The 18,950-nt window shown below is 60.2% G+C and carries 20 protein-coding genes; 13 read left to right on the top strand and 7 right to left on the bottom strand.

Features of this window, described 5'->3' with window-relative positions:
* Window positions 1-27 precede the first annotated feature (27 nt).
* The 3 genes from ACS4RS_RS29635 (at window position 28) to ACS4RS_RS29625 (ending at window position 2,821) form a co-directional block, all read left to right on the top strand.
* Window positions 28-348 (top strand): hypothetical protein, encoded by a 321-nt coding sequence (locus ACS4RS_RS29635; RefSeq protein WP_439012537.1) that lies wholly within the window; start codon window positions 28-30, stop codon window positions 346-348.
* A 139-nt stretch (window positions 349-487) separates the two neighbouring features.
* Window positions 488-1,492 (top strand): LacI family DNA-binding transcriptional regulator, encoded by a 1,005-nt coding sequence (locus ACS4RS_RS29630; RefSeq protein ID WP_439012536.1) that lies wholly within the window; start codon window positions 488-490, stop codon window positions 1,490-1,492.
* A 36-nt stretch (window positions 1,493-1,528) separates the two neighbouring features.
* On the top strand, window positions 1,529-2,821 hold the full coding sequence (locus ACS4RS_RS29625) for an extracellular solute-binding protein (protein ID WP_439012535.1): 1,293 nt from the start codon (window positions 1,529-1,531) through the stop codon (window positions 2,819-2,821).
* A gap of 85 nt (window positions 2,822-2,906) precedes the next feature.
* On the opposite strand, the gene ACS4RS_RS29620 is transcribed toward ACS4RS_RS29625, so the two are convergent.
* The gene (locus ACS4RS_RS29620; RefSeq protein WP_439012534.1) at window positions 2,907-3,053 is read right to left on the bottom strand and encodes a hypothetical protein; all 147 of its coding nucleotides are present in this window, start codon (window positions 3,051-3,053) and stop codon (window positions 2,907-2,909) included.
* Here ACS4RS_RS29620 and ACS4RS_RS29615 point away from each other — a divergent pair.
* Genes ACS4RS_RS29615 through ACS4RS_RS29600 form a run of 4 tightly spaced genes read left to right on the top strand, consistent with a single transcriptional unit; the run spans window position 3,046 to window position 7,657 of the window.
* Entirely contained in the window at window positions 3,046-3,984 is a 939-nt protein-coding gene (locus ACS4RS_RS29615; RefSeq protein WP_439012533.1) for an ABC transporter permease subunit, read from the top strand. The genes ACS4RS_RS29620 and ACS4RS_RS29615 overlap by 8 nt on opposite strands.
* Window positions 3,977-4,870: an ABC transporter permease subunit gene (locus ACS4RS_RS29610; RefSeq protein WP_439012532.1), complete on the top strand. Its 894-nt coding sequence runs from the start codon at window positions 3,977-3,979 to the stop codon at window positions 4,868-4,870. Before ACS4RS_RS29615 ends, ACS4RS_RS29610 begins: the two co-directional genes overlap by 8 nt.
* 4 nt (window positions 4,871-4,874) lie before the next feature.
* Window positions 4,875-6,593 (top strand): GH32 C-terminal domain-containing protein, encoded by a 1,719-nt coding sequence (locus tag ACS4RS_RS29605; RefSeq protein ID WP_439012531.1) that lies wholly within the window; start codon window positions 4,875-4,877, stop codon window positions 6,591-6,593.
* Between the two features lie 20 nt (window positions 6,594-6,613).
* Window positions 6,614-7,657 carry a sn-glycerol-3-phosphate ABC transporter ATP-binding protein UgpC gene (locus tag ACS4RS_RS29600; RefSeq protein WP_439012530.1) on the top strand — a complete coding sequence of 348 codons (1,044 nt, stop codon included), beginning with the start codon at window positions 6,614-6,616 and terminating at the stop codon, window positions 7,655-7,657.
* A 99-nt stretch (window positions 7,658-7,756) separates the two neighbouring features.
* Here ACS4RS_RS29600 and ACS4RS_RS29595 read toward each other — a convergent pair whose 3' ends face one another.
* The gene (locus ACS4RS_RS29595; protein ID WP_439012529.1) at window positions 7,757-8,830 is read right to left on the bottom strand and encodes a saccharopine dehydrogenase NADP-binding domain-containing protein; all 1,074 of its coding nucleotides are present in this window, start codon (window positions 8,828-8,830) and stop codon (window positions 7,757-7,759) included.
* A gap of 102 nt (window positions 8,831-8,932) precedes the next feature.
* Here ACS4RS_RS29595 and ACS4RS_RS29590 point away from each other — a divergent pair, with 102 nt between their 5' ends.
* Entirely contained in the window at window positions 8,933-9,529 is a 597-nt protein-coding gene (locus ACS4RS_RS29590; RefSeq protein ID WP_439012528.1) for a TetR family transcriptional regulator, read from the top strand.
* 180 nt (window positions 9,530-9,709) lie between these two features.
* On the opposite strand, the gene speB is transcribed toward ACS4RS_RS29590, so the two are convergent.
* Window positions 9,710-10,765 (bottom strand): agmatinase, encoded by a 1,056-nt coding sequence (gene speB, locus ACS4RS_RS29585; protein ID WP_439012527.1) that lies wholly within the window; start codon window positions 10,763-10,765, stop codon window positions 9,710-9,712.
* A gap of 96 nt (window positions 10,766-10,861) precedes the next feature.
* On the opposite strand from speB, the gene ACS4RS_RS29580 reads away from it, so the two are divergent.
* A complete protein-coding gene (locus ACS4RS_RS29580) occupies window positions 10,862-12,025 on the top strand; it encodes an aminotransferase (protein ID WP_439012526.1) in 1,164 nt (387 codons plus the stop codon).
* Here the strand turns inward: ACS4RS_RS29580 and ACS4RS_RS29575 are convergent.
* The 4 genes from ACS4RS_RS29575 to hutC form a co-directional block, all read right to left on the bottom strand.
* Window positions 12,002-12,541, bottom strand: a complete 540-nt coding sequence (locus tag ACS4RS_RS29575) for a flavin reductase (RefSeq protein WP_439012525.1) — start codon at window positions 12,539-12,541, stop codon at window positions 12,002-12,004. The two genes, ACS4RS_RS29580 and ACS4RS_RS29575, sit on opposite strands and share 24 nt — an antisense overlap.
* The gene (locus ACS4RS_RS29570; protein ID WP_439012524.1) at window positions 12,538-13,893 is read right to left on the bottom strand and encodes an NtaA/DmoA family FMN-dependent monooxygenase; all 1,356 of its coding nucleotides are present in this window, start codon (window positions 13,891-13,893) and stop codon (window positions 12,538-12,540) included. The genes ACS4RS_RS29575 and ACS4RS_RS29570 overlap by 4 nt, the downstream gene beginning before the upstream one ends.
* 110 nt (window positions 13,894-14,003) lie before the next feature.
* Entirely contained in the window at window positions 14,004-14,945 is a 942-nt protein-coding gene (locus ACS4RS_RS29565; RefSeq protein ID WP_439012523.1) for a LysR substrate-binding domain-containing protein, read from the bottom strand.
* Window positions 14,942-15,685, bottom strand: coding sequence for a histidine utilization repressor (hutC, locus tag ACS4RS_RS29560; protein ID WP_439012522.1), 744 nt, complete (start codon window positions 15,683-15,685; stop codon window positions 14,942-14,944). The genes ACS4RS_RS29565 and hutC overlap by 4 nt, the downstream gene beginning before the upstream one ends.
* 217 nt (window positions 15,686-15,902) lie before the next feature.
* Here hutC and ACS4RS_RS29555 point away from each other — a divergent pair, with 217 nt between their 5' ends.
* The 4 genes from ACS4RS_RS29555 to ACS4RS_RS29540 all read left to right on the top strand — a co-directional run bounded on the left by ACS4RS_RS29555 (window position 15,903) and on the right by ACS4RS_RS29540 (window position 18,923).
* On the top strand, window positions 15,903-16,730 hold the full coding sequence (locus ACS4RS_RS29555) for a transporter substrate-binding domain-containing protein (RefSeq protein WP_439012521.1): 828 nt from the start codon (window positions 15,903-15,905) through the stop codon (window positions 16,728-16,730).
* Window positions 16,731-16,828: 98 nt separating this feature from the next.
* On the top strand, window positions 16,829-17,470 hold the full coding sequence (locus tag ACS4RS_RS29550) for an amino acid ABC transporter permease (protein ID WP_179610962.1): 642 nt from the start codon (window positions 16,829-16,831) through the stop codon (window positions 17,468-17,470).
* On the top strand, window positions 17,467-18,135 hold the full coding sequence (locus tag ACS4RS_RS29545) for an ABC transporter permease subunit (protein ID WP_439012520.1): 669 nt from the start codon (window positions 17,467-17,469) through the stop codon (window positions 18,133-18,135). Before ACS4RS_RS29550 ends, ACS4RS_RS29545 begins: the two co-directional genes overlap by 4 nt.
* Window positions 18,132-18,923, top strand: coding sequence for an ATP-binding cassette domain-containing protein (locus tag ACS4RS_RS29540; RefSeq protein ID WP_439012519.1), 792 nt, complete (start codon window positions 18,132-18,134; stop codon window positions 18,921-18,923). Before ACS4RS_RS29545 ends, ACS4RS_RS29540 begins: the two co-directional genes overlap by 4 nt.
* The last annotated feature ends 27 nt before the right edge of the window (window positions 18,924-18,950 follow it).

Raw genomic sequence — 18,950 nt, 5'->3', positions numbered from 1 at the left:
GGCAAAAATCCCAAGGAGGATATGAGAATGCGTATGAAACTCGTAGCAGCTTCGCTTTTCGCAATCGGCATGGCCACATCGGCCTTCGCCCAGTCCAACCCGGCGCCGGCCGGCGCGACGATGGATAAGAACCAGGCCGATCAGGGTGGTGGTGCAACCAGCGACCCGAATACCAAGAAGCCGATGGCAACCGATTCCACTATGACGAATTCCACGACCAACGGCACGATGAAAATGGACAAGACCAAGTGCCCGAACCCGGTCAACAACTCCGCCAAACTCCAGACCCAGGGCGGCACAAGCAACGCCACGCCGATGGACGAAGCCTGCGCAGCCCATAACAACTGATCGGCTTCCCAGGCAAAACCCCGCTGCGGCGGGGTTTTGCCTCATTTCACGGCCCTATCGGCGGTATTCCCGAGACAGCCTTGACTCATAGAAAGGCGATTGGTATCAACTTGGGTAATCGATAACCCAAAGCGAAGCCGTGACGATTTCACTCAACGATATAGCCGCCCGTGCAGGCGTTTCCGTCAAGACCGTGTCAGGCGCCTTGCATGGCGGCTCGGCGCGCATGTCGGAAGACACCCGGCAGCGGATCAAGGAGATCGCGGAGGAGTTGGGATACGTCACCAACTTCGCCGCCCGCAGCATGCGGCAGGGGTGGATGCCGCTCGTCGGCCTCGTTGCGGACGATCTGATCACCTCGCCTTTTGCGACGGAGATCATCAGGGGGCTCGACGGCGCCGTGCGCACCGCCGACATGGCCGTCTTCGCGATGACGTTGGGCGGCCATCGGAGCGTGGCGTCGATCCTCGACGAGATGCGGCGGTTTCGCCCGCGGGCGATTGCCTATGCCGCCATGTATCACAAGAGCGTCGACCTGCCGCCCGAATTTGCCGATGCGGTCGGGGTCATGATCAACTGCCGCGATGCCAACGGCCGCGTGGCCTCGCTGGTGCCCGATGAAACAGGGGCGGCGATCGAGATCACCAACTACCTCATCGATGCCGGCCGGCGGAATATTGCCTTCATCAACCTGCCGGGGCTGCTCGCCGGGGACCTGCGTGAACTCGGTTTCCGGCAGGCGCTCGATCATGCGGGTATCGACGGAGCCGGCGCCATCGTCCTGCCTGCCGTCAGCAAGGCGATATACAACGACCGGGCGCACAGCCTCGTGAGCCCGCATGTCCATGCGCTGATGAACGGCCCGCGGCGCCCCGATGCCATCCTGTGCGGAAATGACCGCGTGGCGATGGAGGTCTATGCGGCGCTGCGCCGGACAGGCGCAGGCATTCCCGATGATGTCGCCGTTGCGAGTTTCGACAACCAGGTCGAGATCGCCTCGCGTCTCGACCCGCCGCTGACCACCATGGCGCTGCCCCATCGCGCCATGGGCCGTCAGGCCGCGCAAATCCTGCTTGCCGAAGACCGGGCTCCGGTCGGGGTGCAGAAACTGCCGTTCCAGCTGGTGGAGCGGGCATCCGTATAAATTGAGAAAGTCCCATTCAATTGAGGAGGAATTCTAATGGGTAAACGTTTACTTTGGTCTCTGGTCCTGTCCTCGGCACTATCGGCCTCGTGGGCGCAGGCAGCCGAGAAAACCGCAATCCAGGTCATGCATCAGGGCGATCCCGGTTTTGTCGCCGCCTACGGCAAGGTCGCCGAACGGTTCGAGGCCGCCAATCCCGATGTCGACATACAGTTCATCTATGCACCGCACGATGCCTATAACGAGAAGTTCAGCGCCGCCGTCATGGCCAAGCAACTGCCCGACGTCATGGAACTCGATGCGCCGTTCCTCGCAAATTACGTCTGGTCGGGTTATCTTCAGCCGATCAAGCCGCTGATCGACAAGGACCTCCTTGACGACATGACGGAGTCCAACATCGCCCAGGGCACATACCCGATCGACAAGGATCTCTATGCAATCGGCCTGACCGACTCGTCGGTGGTTCTTTACGGCAACAAGAAATATCTCGAAGCAATCGGCGCCCGTATTCCGAAATCCGTCGACGATGCCTGGACCCGGGAGGAGTTCGAAACCTATCTCGAGAAGTTGTCCAAGCTCGACGGGGTGAAGTGGCCGATCGACACTTTCCGCGGCTACGGCATCAAGACCGAATGGATCACCTATGCCTATGGTCCGATCCTGCAATCGGCCGGCTGCGATCTCATCGACCGCAAGGCCTGGAAATCCGAGGGAACGCTGGACAGCGATGCCTGCGTCGATGCTCTCGCCATGATGCAGAAGTGGGTCAAGAACGGTTGGGTCGTGCCGCAATCGGCCGGAACCAACCAGTTCTTCGCCAAAGGCAATCCGGCAGCGCTGGCGCTCGGCGGACACTGGGTCTATGCCGAGGCCGTAGCGACCATGAAGGACAACATCGTCGTCCTGCCGCTTCCGAAGTTCGGCGCCAAGGGTGCGAGCCCCAATGGCACCTGGATCTGGGCGATCACCAAGACGTCGAAACATCCCGATATCGCCGCCAAGTTCATCAGCTTCCTGCTGAAGGACAAGGAATATCGGGCCTACGTCGCAAGCCAGTCGGGTTATCCCGGCCTGAAGAGTTTTGCGGCCGAATCTCCGCTCTATGCAAACGGCGGCCCGATGGCGATCGCCTTCGAACAGGCGTCGAAGACGGCCGTCTCGCGCCCGCCGCATCCTGCCTATCCGACAATCACCTCGGCCTTCATGCAGGCTGTCGATGAGGCGTTCAATGGCGGCGATCCCAAGGAGGCGCTGACGTCAGCCGCCAAGAAGATCGATGAGGATATCGAGGACAATGACGGGTATCCGCCGTTTGGCGACGGGCAATAAGCAGCATCGCCGCCGAAAGGTCGAAGCCCTGCGCTGTCTCCAGCAGACGTCGCAGGGCGGGACCGGCATCTAAAGCGCGTCGCGATCATTCAGATTCGCTCCGCGCGCGCTTTAGCTCTTTGTTTTTACGCATGTCGTTTGCGGCAAAGGCGCTCAGCGCTTTGCCTGGCAAAACCGCTGCCCACTTTTGCGCGACATGCTTTAGGCTTGAAAGGAGGAACTGCATGGTCATGCAACAATCGATATCTTCGGCATCCGTCCGAAAGGCTCCGGCGCGCCGGCATGACAGGGGGCGGCTGATGCAGGAAGCGGCCATGCTCGCGCCGGCCGTGATCCTGTTGACCCTCTTTCTCATCCTGCCGTTCCTCTTGTCCTTCTGGACGGCGATGACCAACCAGCCTCTGGTACCGCGGCCGACGCCCGTCCGCTTCGTCTGGTTCAACAATTTCATCCGTATCTTCCAGGACGATCTTTTCTGGACTGCCCTTTGGAACGTCTCGCGCTTCACCTTCTGGATCATTCCGGCGCAGTGCGGCCTTGCCTTCGCGACGGCGCTGCTCTTGCATCAGAAGCTGCCGTTCCGCAATCTGCTGCGCGGCATGTTCTTCCTGCCGGCGATCACCTCGATGGTCGTGGTCTGCGTCATCTGGGGCACCCTGTTCCAGTATCCCACGGGACCGCTCAACCAGATCCTCGGCTTTCTCTCCGGCGGGGCGATCCAGCCGATCGATTGGCTCGGCGATCCGCAATGGGCAATGTTTTCGCTCGTCCTGCTTTCAGCCTGGCAGGCTTACGGCTTCCAGATGATCGTCTACCTCGCCGGCCTTCAGGGCATTCCGGACGAACTCTACGATGCCGCCAAGATCGACGGTGCGAACGCTTTCCGCCGCTTCTGGCATGTGACCATGCCCGGCCTGCGGCCGACCCATGTCTTCGTCCTGGTGATCACCACCATCCAGGCGTTCAAACTCTATACCCAGGTGGCCATCCTCACACAGGGCGGGCCGAAGAGCAGCACCGAAACGGTGGTGCACTACATGGTTCGTTCCGGCTTCGAAGAGCAGAAGATGGGCTATGCCTCCGCCGTTTCGGTCATCTTGTTTGTGATCGTTCTCATCATCGCGCTGATCCAGCGCCAGCTCCTGAGGCGCTTCGATGTCTGATCTCGCACTCTCGATCCCGCAGGCCCGCACGGCGCGGCTCCGTTCCCCCGCAACGGTTCTTCGCATCATCCAGACGATATGCATTTTCATCATCGCATTGGTGATCGTGTCTCCATTGCTGCTGCTGGTCGTGGCAAGCCTCAAGGATGACCGGTTCCAGATTCTGGCCGATATGGGCAGCTTCCGCGCCTTCTGGGTTTCGAACCCCACGCTTTCCAACTATGCCGAGGTCGGTCACCTCTCAGGCGAACTCGCCTTCGGGCGCTACCTCATCAACTCGCTGATCATCCTGGTCACGACGGTCTGTTCCGGCCTGATTGTGAATTCGATGGCCGCGTTTGTGCTGGCCTGGGGATCGTTCAAGGGCCGCGCCGTCATCCTGTCGATCGTGATCGCGCTCTATGTGATCCCGCAGGAAAGCATCATCATGCCGCTCGTGATCATGGTTTCCAGGGCGGGAATGACCGACACCTTCGCGGTGCAGATCGTGCCCTGGGTCGCCAGCCCCCTTTATATTTTCCTGCTCCACCAGTTCTTCGCCCAGCTGCCGAAGGAATTGCTGGAGGCCGCCGAGATCGACGGCGCGTCCTTTTTCCGGGCGTATCGTTCCATCTTCCTGCCGCTCAGCCTGCCCGCACTCGCCACCGTGTCGATCCTCATGGGGATCGAGACCTGGAACCAGTATCTCTGGCCGATCCTGGTGACGCAGACCGACTATGCCAGGCCGATCGCCGTGGCCATCGCCACCTTCTTCGGACAGGACAGCATCTACTGGGATCGTGCGATGGCCGCCTCCGTTTTGATGATGATCCCGATCCTTGGGCTCTACCTCGCATTCCAGCGCTGGTTCGTGAGCTCCTTTATTGGCTCCGCCGTGAAAGGTTGAATTGATGACAAGCCAAGCGATTTCTCCATCCGATCAAGTGGGGCTGGAGACGATCCGCGCCGTCCTGCCCGAGGGGGCCACGATCCATGCCTGGATCAGGGCATCGCATGCCGGCGCCCCGGGAAGGCTGACGGCACATGTCGATGGCGACCCGGCCGGTGCTGTCGAAACATCAAATCCGCATGAATTCGAGTTTCGGCGGCTGACGCTGGAACGAGGCGGAGAGGCGGCTTTTTCCTACGATCCCGTTACAACCGAAATATCGGTCCTCTATGCTTTTCTCCCACCCGTCGTTCTGGAAGAAGGCATCCGGCTGCTGCATGTCCGACAATGCACCGCCACACCTGAGGTCCCGGGGAGCTATCACTTCCGTCCGCTGTTTGGTTGGATGAACGATCCCAACGGATTCGGAAGGTTCGGCGGCAAGCTGCACCTGTTCTACCAGCATTATCCCCATAGCCCTCGGTGGAACAACATGCATTGGGGTCATGCGGTTTCGGAGGACTATCTTCATTGGAAGCATCTCCCGATCTTTCTTTTCCCTTCCGATGAACTCACTCAGCGGGCAGACGGGCGGGGCGGGGCGTTTTCCGGCTCCGCGATCGCTCTTCCCGGCGATGAGGCCGGCCTTCGCATTTTCTTCACCGAGCACATGAAGGATCGGGAACCGGAGGAACAGGTTCAGTTCACCGCCACGAGCCGCGATCTTGTCAATGTCGAGCCGGCGAACCTGATCTTGCCGGCGCGTCCCGCCGGGCTCGGCCTGACGACCGACTTCCGCGATCCTTACGTCTTTTCAGGCCCCGACGGCAAATGGAAGATGTTGCTGGGTACACGGGACCGTGAGGGCGGCGTCATTCTGCTCTACGAAACCGATGATCCGGCTGCGGCGACCGGATGGACCTTCCTCGGCATGCTTCACCGTGAGAACCGCTTCGGCATGACAGCGGCGGAGTGCCCCTGCATGGTACCCCTCGACGGTCCGGCCAACGACCCCATGACGCGCTGGGCCCTGATCTTCGGTTTGCTGACCAGCCGCGACCCGGCAACGGGCCGGCGCAATATGACGCTTGCGAGCGTCGGCCATTTCGATGGCCAAAAGTTCTCCGTAGAATTTGAACAGGAACTGGATTTCGGCACTGATGCCTACGCGTTCCAGGCATTCGTCGACGATGCCGGCCCGATCGGGATCGCATGGCTTGCGAACTGGACGGATATTTCCAGAGAGATCGACATGCCGACGGCGATGACCCTGCCGCGCCGGCTGGCATTGCAGAGCGGGGCGCTGATCACGCCGCCGGTCGCCGCTGCGGAAAGCCTGCGGCGGCACCGACTGGATGCCGGAGGCCTTCAGAAAGGCCAAGCCGTCGCTCTCGCCAATGGCTCCGTCGAAATCCTGCTGACGCTGAAGGAAGCCGGCAACGCCTTCCGTTTGGAATTCGAACATTCCGAAGCAACTGTTGCGGTTCAGTTGAACGATGATGGGCTGAGCATTCCTTTTTTGGTGACGAATGCCAAGGCATCACCGCGCTATATCGCCGCCGGCGCACGCCCGTCGACCATCCGGATATTCCTCGATGCAGGCTCGCTCGAGGTCTTTGCCGACGATGGCCGCTGGACGGGAACCAAGCGGTTGCCCGGCTTCAAGTGCGTAAGCTCGGTGCGTCTGACTGCGCCCGAGGGCAATGTGCTCGCTGCCGAAATCTGGCAGCTCGGTCTTTAATCGCTGGAGGATGAAACGACATGGCATCGGTTACAATAGACGAAGCCCGCAAGCATTATGGTGCCGTTCCGGTGATCCACGGCGTGTCCGTCGATATCGAGGACGGCGAATTCGTCACACTCGTCGGCCCCTCGGGCTGCGGCAAGTCTACCCTGCTCAGAATGCTCGCAGGGCTGGAGGAGATCAGCGACGGCGAAATCCGCATCGGCGGCCGGGTCGTGAACGACGTGGCGCCGAAAGAGCGGGATATCGCCATGGTGTTCCAGAGTTACGCGCTCTATCCGCACATGACCGTCGCGGAGAATATGGGCTTCGCTCTGAAGCTTCAGGGCCGGAACAAATCGACGATCGAAAAGCAGGTGAAGGAGGCGGCCGACATTCTGGCGCTTGGGCCTCTCCTCGACAGATTGCCCAAACAGCTGTCGGGCGGCCAGCGCCAGCGCGTCGCCATGGGCCGGGCGATCGTCCGTCACCCGCAGGTCTTTCTCTTCGACGAGCCGCTCTCGAACCTCGACGCCAAGCTGCGTGTGACGATGCGGGCGGAAATCAAGGAGCTTCACCAGCGGCTGAAGACCACCACCGTCTATGTCACCCATGATCAGGTCGAAGCCATGACCATGGCCGACAAAATCGTCGTCATGCGCAGCGGCCGCGTGGAGCAGATCGGCAAGCCGCTTGAGCTCTTCGACCGACCGGCAAACACCTTCGTCGCCTCCTTCATCGGCTCACCCGCCATGAACCTGTTTGAAGGTGAAGTCAGAAACGGCCGCTTCGTTTTGGACGGAACCAGCCTGCCTCTGCCGCCCGGCCGGCAAGAGGCGGACGCCGTCACCTATGGCATCCGCCCCGAGCATTTATCGATCCGCGAGGGCGGCGTGCCGGTCACCATCGTCGTCGTCGAGCCGACCGGATCGGAAACCCACATCAACGCCAGGCTCGGGAATGCCGATATCACGCTGCTTCTGCGCGAGCGGGTCGACTTTGAGCCGGGACAGCAAATCTCGATCGCCCCTGACCTGTCGAAGGTGCATTTGTTTGGAACAGGCGGCAATCGCCTGAATTAAGATGGGTCGCTTTAGGCGGCATGCCGATTGTGAGTGTCGCAGAGGTCCCTCGCAAAATGCCCAGTTTTTGCGAGGGACTGCTTCGGTCCCGCACGCCATTCATGGATGGACCTTCTGAAAATCCGAGGTTTCCGATGTCTCAACCGACAGATTGGGGCCGAGCGCGCTCAGGAAACTCGCGGCATGGAAAATGGCCGCCGGCGGCTTGGCGCCGGTCTCGCGGATGTCCCCGGACAGGATACGCTGGACCGCTTCGCAGATGATCGGCGCCGTGACGGCATAGATGTCCTGTCCCTGGGCGAGACTCCGGCGGCGCAGCTCGCCTTGGGTGATGATCACCTCAACGGCGAAGCGCTGCGCCGAACGTCCGGTATCGTCGATGGCCTGGGGCGGGGGCGTCGATGGATCCCGAACATCGCGCAGGGCAATCGTGCTGAGAAAGGTATGCAGCTCGTTGGTCCGAACGTGGCGGGCGATCAGCGGGATTTCCGAAAATGGAAGCTCGATGAATGTCTGCCGGCCGAATGGGGCCGGCAAAACGGATACCTTCTCGGCCGGCGGCTGGTGCACGGGCCCAAGCTGGCCGCCGCTCACCGCCAGGCGCTTTGCGGTGTTCTTTTCCCCGGTCACGCGCGTGCCTTTCGTGGGCAGCCAGCTATCGAGCGCAACCCGGATTTCGACAGTGTCGGCATGCTGCCATTCGTCCATCAGGGCTGCCACCAGCAGGTCGGCCAGTCCGCCGTAAAATCCCATGGCCGGGATGACAGCTACGCCGGCTTTCCGGGCCGCAGCCTCGTGCCGGTCGAACGTCGCCTGTACGCTCGGCTGTTCGGCCGTGACATCGAGGTAATGGATGCCGGTCCGCAACGCAGCACGCACAACGGCGTCGGCTGTGTCCATGAACGGGCCGGCGCAGTTGATGACCGCCGCCGCTCCCGCGAGCGCCCGGTCCAGCGCTGCATCATCCTCTATCGCTGCTTCGCGGCACTCGACGCCGCGCTCCGCGAAGCCCGCCTCCACCAATCGTTCGGCACTCCGTCCGATCGCGATCGGTTTCAGCCCGCGCCGTAACAGTTCGGCGACGACAAAACGGCCGGTATGGCCGTTCGCGCCAAGGACCGCCACGGCCTCGGATGGTGTTCTGATGATGTCGGCTTGTTGGGTGGTGGTCATTGCTCTCTCCATCGCTACAGACCTGTCTGTACTTAAAAAACATACAGGTCTGTAGCGTGTCAATCCACTTTCTGCTAGGGTGACTGAATTGGAGATACATGAATGACGAAAAGCACAGTGAACGCACCCGCCCCAGCCGTGAACGACGTGCGGGACAGAATTCTCGAGACGGCATCAGAACTCTTTTACCGCCGCGGCGTCCGTGCCGTCGGCGTCGATCTGGTGGTTGAAAAATCCGGCGTCGCCAAAACCAGCCTTTACCGCCATTTCGGCACGAAGGACGATTTGATCGCGGCCTTCCTGAAGCGCGAGGACCTGGACTTCTGGAGCACCTGGGACCAGGTAACAGAACAGCATGCGGATGACGCTTTGACTGAACTCGACGCCCATTTCGAGTGGATCGGCGAACGGGTCGGGCGGGATAATTACCGGGGCTGCCCGCAGATCAACACGGCGGCCGAGTTTCCGGAAGCCGGCCACCCCGCCCGCAAAGTCGCAGAAGCCCACATGCGGGAAATGCGGCGTCGCCTGAAGACCATCGCCGGGAGACTGGCGGTCGCGGCACCCGACCGGCTTGCCGGGCAACTCGCGGTGCTGATCAACGGCGCCTTTGTCAGCATGCAGGTCTTCGAACCCGGCGAGGCCACCGGTTTGCTTCGCGATGCCGCGCACGCCCTGATCGCCGCCAGCCGCAGTTGATTCACTTGAGGCAAATTTCCAAGAGTTGTGAAATGCGGTCAACAGCAACTAGCACACATGGGGATCGGCAGTTCCCGACATTCGTCGGTTTGGGGCTCAGCCTGATTTTGGACAGCAGCGCCGATCGCTGGCTTTCTACAGGTTGGCCCGGAGACTGCCCGCATTCCTTGGACAGAACGCTCAGCGTCTGCCGATCGATGGGCTGAACACCATCAGGCTCAAGATCTCGAAGAGCACCTGCGCTGCGGCGTGGGCAGTGTTGCTCGTTGCGTCATATTGCGGCGCAACTTCGACGACGTCGCCGCCCACCAGGTTTATGCCTTTCAACCCGCGGATCAATTCAAGAACCTCACGCGTGGTCAATCCACCAACCTCGGGCGTGCCGGTGCCGGGTGCAAAGCTTGGATCCAGGCTGTCAACGTCGAAGGAAATATAGGTTGGGCCGTCGCCGACGATGGATTTTGCCTTGGCGACGACCGCCGCGATCCCCATTCCGCTGATCTCCTCGGCATGGATCACGGTCATTCCCGACGCATAGGAGAATTCCCACAAATATTCGGCCGAACCACGGATGCCGATCTGGATTGTTCTTGTCGGGTCGAGTGCGCCATCCAGTACAGCGTTCCGGAAAGGTCCGCCATGATGAAACTTCGTCCGATCAAATGCGCCGCTTGTGTCGCAATGGGCATCAATATGGATAAGACCGACTGGTTGTTGCCGGCCGATGGCCTTCAAAATCGGATGGCTGATCGAATGATCGCCTCCGACGGAAAGCGGGGCAACGCCGGCATCAACGATTTGGCCAACGCGCCTTTCGATGTCGTCGTGGCTGAGCTCCAGCCGGTAACGGCTCTGGAACGAAACGTCGCCGATATCGGCGACCCGAAGATCAAAAACCGGCGCCGTGGCGAGAACGTGATTGTACGGGCCAATCCTTTCGATGGCGCGAAGTGCGCGCGGTCCGAAACGGGAACCCGGGCGATTGGTGACACCAAGATCCATCGGGATTCCGGTGATTGCGACCTGGAGATTGCCGAAGTCCGGCTCTTCGGCCGCGACCTGCATATAGGGTGCGCTGAGGAAAGTTGGCACTCCTGAATATGGCGCCAGTCGCGTGCCGTTTTTGGAGATGATCTTCTCCGCCACTTTCCGAAACTTCTCATCGAATATCTCGCCGCCATTGGTGTCCGCAAATTCCGCGCGCAGCTGTTCAAGCCGCATTTTGTCCCACACCATCGGCATGCGTCTCCGCCTCAGTTTCGTCTCACCCAACAAAGAGGTTGAGAAAGCCATTGGTATCGTTGTAGCAATCGGGATCAAAGAGAAATCGTTATGACCGCCGCAAAATCCAATTCGCTCGTTTCCCGCCTTTCTGCCCCGCCCATTCCGTCCGTCGTTGCCTGGGGCCGTGAATACAAAGGGCTAAAGGGTCCACTCATCGATCTGTCACAAGCCGTGCCCGGCTATCCCGCGCATCCGGAGATGCTGCGGCTTCTCGGCGAGACGGCCGGACAACAGGCGATGACGGGATACGGGCCGATCGAGGGCGAGCCTTTATTGCGCAAGACCTACGCTGCCCATGTTGCCGAGCTTTACGGCGCTGCCATTTCCGCCGGCAATATCCACATTACGGCTGGCTGCAATCAGGCGTTCATGTGTGCCACGATCGCGCTTGCCGGTGCGGGCGATACCGTAGCACTCACCAATCCCTTCTATTTCAATCATGACACGACGCTGTCGATGCTGGGGATCGGGCGGCGATTGGTCGACTGCGATCCCTCCAACGGGTTCTTTCCCGATCCGCGTTCGGCCGAGGCGGCACTTGCGGCCGGCGCGAAGATGCTGGCGGTCGTTACACCCAACAATCCGACCGGGGCAGTGTATCCGCCGGAGCTGCTTCATGAGCTTTTTGTTCTCTGCCGGAAATATGGCGCCTGGCTGATCCTCGATGAGACCTATCGCGATTTCCTCGGCGCCGATTACGGACCGCCGCACCCTCTGCTGTCCGAGCCGGGTTGGGAGGATACGCTCGTTCTTCTCTACAGCTTCTCGAAATCCTTCTGCATTCCTGGCCACAGGCTGGGTGCGATCACGGCAGGACCCAAACTCGTCGCCGAAATCGCGAAGGTGATGGACAACATGCAGATCTGCGCACCGCGCTCGGCTCAGACCGCCATTGCATCGGCCATCCCGTTGCTCGCCGACTGGCGGGCCGGCAACCGTGCAGAGATCGCTCGGCGGGCGGATGCGCTGAGGCTGGTCGTGTCCAAGCTGCCAGGCTGGGAGATTGGAGCGATCGGCGCTTATTTCGCCTTTGTTCGCCACCCTTTCGCCGATCGATCGTCTGCCGAGGTGGCCGAAAAACTCGCCCGGGAATCCGGAATCGTTTGTTTACCCGGCGCCTATTTCGGCGAGGGACACGAGCGTTACCTCAGGCTTGCCTTTGCCAATGCGGATGTCGCGTCGATTGGCCTATTGTCCGAGCGGCTTTTCTAGACCGCGACGCTCGGCCTCTGCCGAAAGTTGATGATAATTGCCGCGCCAATAGAGAAGCGGCCCGATGCTCTTTCGGATTTGGATCGCGCAGATATGCCCGATCAAAATCGCATGGGAATGATGATGGAATGCGGTTTCAAGCGTGCAATCCAGCACTGCAAGAGCCTTTTCAAGGACGGCCGCGCCGGTCTTCAGGTGATACCATCCCGCGTCGCCATAACGTTCGGCGCCTTTGCGCCCATCAACGCCAGCAAAGGATTGCGCCACGGTCTGCTGATCGGCGGCGAGCACGTTGACACAGAAGCAGCCGTACCGTTGCAGCACTGGCCACGAGGACGACGCACGATTGACGCTGACAATGACGGACGGCCGCTCCGCCGAAAATGAAGAGACCGACGTCGCCGTGAAGCCGGTGCGGTCTTCCCCGTCGCCGACGGTGATGACGCTGACGGCACCTGCCAGATGACGCATCGAAAGCTTGAAGTCCGCTTCGCTGATCAAGGTCCGGGCGCTCATCGGCCTGATGATTGCGTCTTGGCAAAGCGGTTCGCCGGCATTGACAGGCCCAGGTTCTCGCGCAAAGTTCTGCCCTCGTATTCCTCGCGAAACAGTCCGCGGCGGCGAAGCTCGGGCAGGACGAGCCGCACGAAGTCGTCGAGACTGGACGGCAAGGTCGGAAACATCAGGATGAAGCCGTCGGCGGCGCGCGTCTCGAACCATTCCTCCATGAAGTCGGCAATCTGGGATGGCGTGCCTGTCACGCCATTTCCGGTATGCTTCTCGGCATAGTGCCGGATGAGTTCGCCGACGGTGTGGCCGCTTCTTACGAAATCGACCAGTTCGTCGAACAGAGCGCGTGACCCCTTTGGCGCGGCGGGCAGCCGCTCCATGGGGAAAGGCTTGTCGAGGGCCACGTCGCGCAGGTCCGCCTCGAGGAATTCGGAGAGCATCAGCCGGCCAACATCCGGATGCATCTTATCGATCAGATAATCCACCTTCGCCTTCGCCTCGGCTTCGGTCTCACCGACGTTGATAACGATCCCCGGCATGATCTTCAGGTCGTCCGCATCACGTCCATGGGCCGGCATCCGGCGCTTGACGTTTTCGTAGAAAGCCCGGTTACGCTCGATATTCGAGGCGAGGCTGAAGACGATCTCTGCCGTGCGCGCCGCCATGTCCATTCCGGGTTCCGAACCGCCCGCCTGGGCAATGACGGGGCGGCCCTGCGGCGTTCGCGCGATGTTGAGGGGGCCGCGAACCTGGAAGTGCTTGCCTTTGTGATTGAGCGTATGGTGTTTGCTCTTGTCATAGTAGACACCGTTTTCACGGTCGAGAAGCAACGCGCCTTCCTCGAAGCTGTCCCAAAGACCGAACACGACATCGACGAATTCGTTGCCGCGCTCATAGCGCAACGCATGCGGGTCGAGCCCCTCGCGGTTGAAGTTATAACCGGTTTCGTCGTGGTCGGAGGTGACGACGTTCCAGCAGGCGCGTCCCCTGCTCAGATGGTCGATCGAGGCGAACAGACGCGCGACATTGTACGGCTCGTAATAACTCGTCGAGACTGTCGCCACGAGACCGAGATTATCAGTCGTGACCGCCAGAGCCGAGAGCAGCGAGAGGGGTTCGAAACGGTTCATCTTGGTCGGAATGCGGGCAAGTGCATTCGCATCACCGATGGCGGCGGCGGGAGAGTCCGCCATGAACATGAAATCGAATTTGGCAGCCTCGGATCGTTTGGCGACATCGAGCAGATGAGCGAAGTCGTTGGCGCCATTGACGTCGCTTGCCGGATGCAGCCAGGAGGCAGGATGAAAGCCGAACGTATAGACGAAAGTTCCGAGTTTCATCTTATCGGGTCGCGCCATCGAACTCTCCTGCCATGTCGGTCACACCACCGCGGGAAACCGCCTGCGCAAATTATCGTCAGGCGCGATTTCTCATCAATATTGCGCAGCTGAGTTCTGTTTTAGTTTTTCTAAAGTGTTGGCCTGGGCGCGGACGCCAGGGCCTGCTGACGGGAAACAGCCACGAGCCAATCGCGAAATTCGCGCCCATGAGGCTTCTGCAACGCTGCGCGATCCCAGGCGAGATAATAGCTTTCGCGCAGTGCTATGCGTGTGTCGACGGGAATGACGAGCGTCTGCGCCTCGATCTCATCGGCAATCATAGACATCTGCGCGAGGACGACGCCACGCTTGTTGACGGCTGCGTCAATCGCACTGCTCGACAGCGTGAAGGAAAGACCGGCCGTGCTCTCCTCGAACCTGGTGCCCGTCTTAGCAGCGAACTCGCGCCAGCTTGGATAGGGTGTGAAATGCCGCTCCCATTCGACATGCAGGAGTGGATGTTCGAGAAGGCGGGCGACGGAGGGCGCCTTTCCCTTGATCAGCGCCGGCGAGCAGGCCGGCACGACCCAATCGCGGAACAGTTCGGTATAGTGTTCATGCTGCAGTACATCCGATCCATAGCTGATGCGAAAATCGACGTCGTCAAAGCCCATGCGCGGTTCCTTGTCGCGGCCGACAATCCTGACATGAGCCTTCGGATGAAGGGCCTGCCAGTCGAAGATCCGGCGCCCTATCCATTTGTTGACGACGGAAGACAGGGCGCTCAGAACCAGAGCATCCTCATTGCGCGCCCGTTCCAAAACCTGTTCCGCAAGCGCGAATTGCTCGAAACCCTTCGATATTTCCTGGTGATAGAGCCGCCCCCATTGAGTGAGCTCCACAGTGCGGCCGTTGCGCTCCAGCAAGGTGACGCCGAGAAAGCTCTCGATCTTGCGGATCTGCTGACTGATTGCGCCGGGGGAAACCTTCAGCTCGAGGGCAGCGGCGCTTACGCCGCCACAGCGGCCGACAGCTTCGAACGCCTGCAGGCCCTTGAGAGGCACTGTCCTGATAACCTGTTTTATCGTCAATAGGAGCTTCTCCGCGGCGCTTGATCCGGTATGCCTCTCTCCGCCGAATGAAAGTCGCCGGCGAACTGGAAACGGTCGCCGGGATGGATGATCTCCACGTGAGTGACCGTGCGGCTGTTCTGCCATGTCTGGCGGATCAGGGTCAGGCAGGCCTTGCCACGTTCGGTCTCAAGCAGGCGTGCCGTGGCGGCATCGGCCGAAACCGCGCGAATGACATGCCTTGCCTTTGACCAAGGCACCATGTCCAGCAGCCATTTGCCGGGCGGAACCGAAGCAAAGCTTTCGGCTCTGGCAGACGGTACCATGGAGAGCATGATGATGCGCCGCTCCAGCGCATTTGGCTTGCCGTCCACGGTGTGCAGGCAGTGAAGCCGCAGGATGTCCGCTCCCGTCGTCTCGCCGAGTTGTGCCGCGGTGGCACCATCCAGTGTCTCGATCTTCCGCCGCAAGATCCTGTAGCTGTGGTCATGCCCTGCCAATTCGGCTTCCGTGGAAATATCTTGGATATCCATCACGGTGCGGTCGATCTGCCGGGAGGCGACGAAGGAGCCGACCTTGCGGCGGCGTGTGATCATGCCGCGTTCCGCCAGGGCTGAAAGAGCCTTGTTCACGGTCATTCGGGAACATTGATACTCTTGTACCAGCTGGTGTTCGAAGGGGATGCGGTGGCCAGGTTGCCAGACGCCGGCCATGATCCTGGTTTCAATGTCTTCGAAAATTCTCTGATGAATTGAGACCAAAACTCACCTCGATCCAGCGATGACATTCAATTTCCACCAAAGCCGCTATCGGCGCTATGCGGCACAAATCTTGCGTCCGCCGAGTTTAGCGTTTGACAGTGTAGGCCGGCCTGTATCTATTTGTATAGACAAAAGCGGATCAGAGAAATCCGCTCGGCGGGTCAACGATTGGGGAACTTGGACCTTCCACCGGAAGGGCAAAAACTGGAGAGAAAACATGAGGAAGAATTCGCTTCTGAAGGGGCTTGTCGGCGCTGCATTTCTGTTCGGCGCGACGATTTCCGCCCATGGGGCCGACACGCTTGCCGCCGTGAAGGCAGCTGGCACCATGAAAGTCGGCACTGAGACGGCCTTCGCACCGTTCGATTTTATCGACGCTGGCGAACATGTCGGCTTGAACGTCGATCTTTTTAACGAGATCGGCAAGGAACTCGGCGTGAAAATCGAATGGGTAACGCTTCCCTGGGATGGCGTCTTCCCGGCGCTGGAAGCCGGCAAGTTCGACGTCGTCGCAGGCCCAGCGACGATCACCAAGAAGCGCATGGAGCGCTATCGTTTCACACCGCCGCTTGCCGAGGCGACCATCGCCATTCTGAAAAAGGCCGGCGACCAGACGATCAACAAGCCGGAGGATATCGCTGGCAAGAAGATTGGCGTCGGCAAGGCGACCGCCCAACTCGATCAGCTCAAGGAGTTTTCCGAAACCCTGCCGACAAAGGTCGATATCCGCGAATACCCGGCCTTTACCGAGTCCTATGCGGATCTCGCGGCCGGCCGCATCGCCGGTGTTGCCAACTCACTGCCGAATATCGCTTTTGTCGCGAAGCAACGTGAAGGCATATTCGAAGTCGTGCTGCCGCCGTTTGGCAAAAAATCCTACTTCGGCTTTATCGGCCTGAAGGATGCAGATCATGCGCCGCTGATGGACGCAATCGACGCCGCCATGCTGAAGATCAAAGCTGACGGCCGGATGGCGACGCTGCAGAAGAAGTGGTTCGGCGCCAGCTTCGACACACCGGATTCCGTTAAGGACCCGGCATTCTGATCAGTCATCGGAAATCGGCCATGCCCGCAGGGATGCAGGGGCGTGGCCGAGCAATGCGACCGGATCTTCCTCACCGCCAAGCGAGCGAAATCTGAACAATGTCCGTTAAACTTTTCGAGTTGCTTCTGCAGGCATCGATCTACACAGTGACCATCAGTGTTGTGTCGATCCTCATCGGCTTTGCGATTGCGATCCTCCTTTCGGGAATGCTGCTGTCGGGGCGAGGGCTTTTCGTGCGACCTGCCCAGATTTTCATCAGCTTCTTTCGCGGCGTGCCGCTGTTGGTAGAACTGCTGCTGATCTACAATCTGCTTCCGGTCATCGGCATCAATGTGCCGAGCATCGTGGCCGCGATCATCGGCCTGTCGCTTTGCACGGCAGCCTACCAGGCCGAGAACCTGCGCGGCGGCTTTGCCAGCGTGCCTCTAGGCCTGGTGGAGTCGGCGGAAATGGTGGGTCTGACGCCGCGACAGATCTTCCGACGCATCAAGGTTCCGATCGCCCTGCGCCTCACGTTTCCAGCTCTCGTCAACGAGGCGATTCTCATTCTCAAGGCGTCGTCATTGGTCTCGGTCGTTGGCATCGTCGAACTGACGCGCATGGCGCAGGACCTTGCCGGCAGCACCTTCCTGCCGCTGCAACTCTTCGCATCCGCCGGTCTCATCTATCTGGTGATCAACTGGTTGGTGGCGCATGCCGGCGGCCTGATCGAAAATAGACTGCCGGGGGCGCCGCGGTGACATTTGACATCAATGTCCTCATCGGGCAGTGGCCCGCCATCGTCAGTGGTGCTGGCGTGACGATCATGATATGGATCCTCGGCACCATCGCTGCAGCCGTCATCGGCTTCCTGATGGCAGTGGCCAGGCGATATAGCGGTGTGCTGATCGACAGGGCGCTGGGTGCCGTCGTAGCCGTACTGCGCGGCACGCCGTTTCTCATCCAGATATTCCTGGTCTATTACGGCGGCCCATTTGTCGGCCTTGAACTCGACCCCATGCCCGCCGGATTGATCGGAATTTCGGTCTATGGCGCGGCTTATTTCAGCGAGATCTTCCGCTCCGGCTTCCAAGCCGTGCCGAAGGGCCATATCGAGGCCGGCGAATGTGTCGGCCTGACAAAGGGACAGATCGTCACGCGCATTCTATTGCCCGAAATGACCATGCTGGTGCTGCCGCCATCCGTGAATATGGTCGTCATCCTGATGAAGGAGACGGCAGTCTTGTCCATTATCACCGTGCCTGAGCTGACGGCGACGCTCAGTGCAATCGGGTCGCAGCAATACGCCTTCGTCGAAGCGCTCTCCGCATTGGCGCTGTTCTATTGGGTGCTCGTCGAAGTCACCGGCTGGCTTGGCAACCTTGCTGAAACGAAACTTTCCAGATTCAGGTTTTTCAACGCATGAGCGTCCCCGCGATATCAGTTCGGAATCTCATCAAGACTTTCGGGGAGACGACGGTCCTTCATGGTATCGATCTCGCCATCGAGCCCGGACGGGTTTCCTGCCTCATCGGCCCTTCGGGTTCCGGCAAGAGCACCCTTTTGCGCTGCATGGCCTTTCTTGAGGAGGCAACGCGCGGGACGATCTCCATCAACGGCGAGATGCTTGGCTTTACCGAAGATTCGCAAGGACGGCGCGAGCGCGTCTCGGCCGCGACCAACCGGGCGATCCGCGCCCAAATCGGCATGGTGTTCCAGCAGTTCAATCTCTGGCCGCACATGACGGCCCTCGGCAATGTCAGCGAAGCATTGAAGACGGTTCACAAGCTGAGCCGCAAGGATGCAGAGGAGCGGGCAATGGCCCAACTCGTCAAGGTTGGCCTCGAGGGCCGGGCCGGGCACTATCCCTCGCAGCTGTCGGGTGGACAGCAGCAGCGTGTGGCGATTGCCCGAGCCCTGGCGCTGAAGCCCAAGATCATGCTGTTCGACGAGCCGACCTCGTCGCTTGATCCGGAGCTGACTGGCGAAGTCTTGAACGTCATGCGCGATCTGGCCGCCGAGGGCATGACCATGGTTGTTGTCTCGCACGAGATAGGTTTTGCTGCGACCGTCGGCCAGCAGATCATCTTTCTTGACCACGGCAAGGTACTCTTCAGCGGATCCCCCCAGGAGGTCTTTAAGAAGCCGAGAAATCCCCGCCTCGAACAATTCCTCGATACCTATCTCGACCGCGGTGCCTCGATGTTACTGTAACGTGAATGCAAAGTTCCACGCGCTTTT

The sequence above is a fragment of the Rhizobium sp. F40D2 genome (assembly GCF_051810745.2).
Classification (GTDB): Bacteria; Pseudomonadota; Alphaproteobacteria; order Rhizobiales; family Rhizobiaceae; genus Rhizobium.
This window is presented reverse-complemented; position numbering and strand designations above follow the sequence as displayed.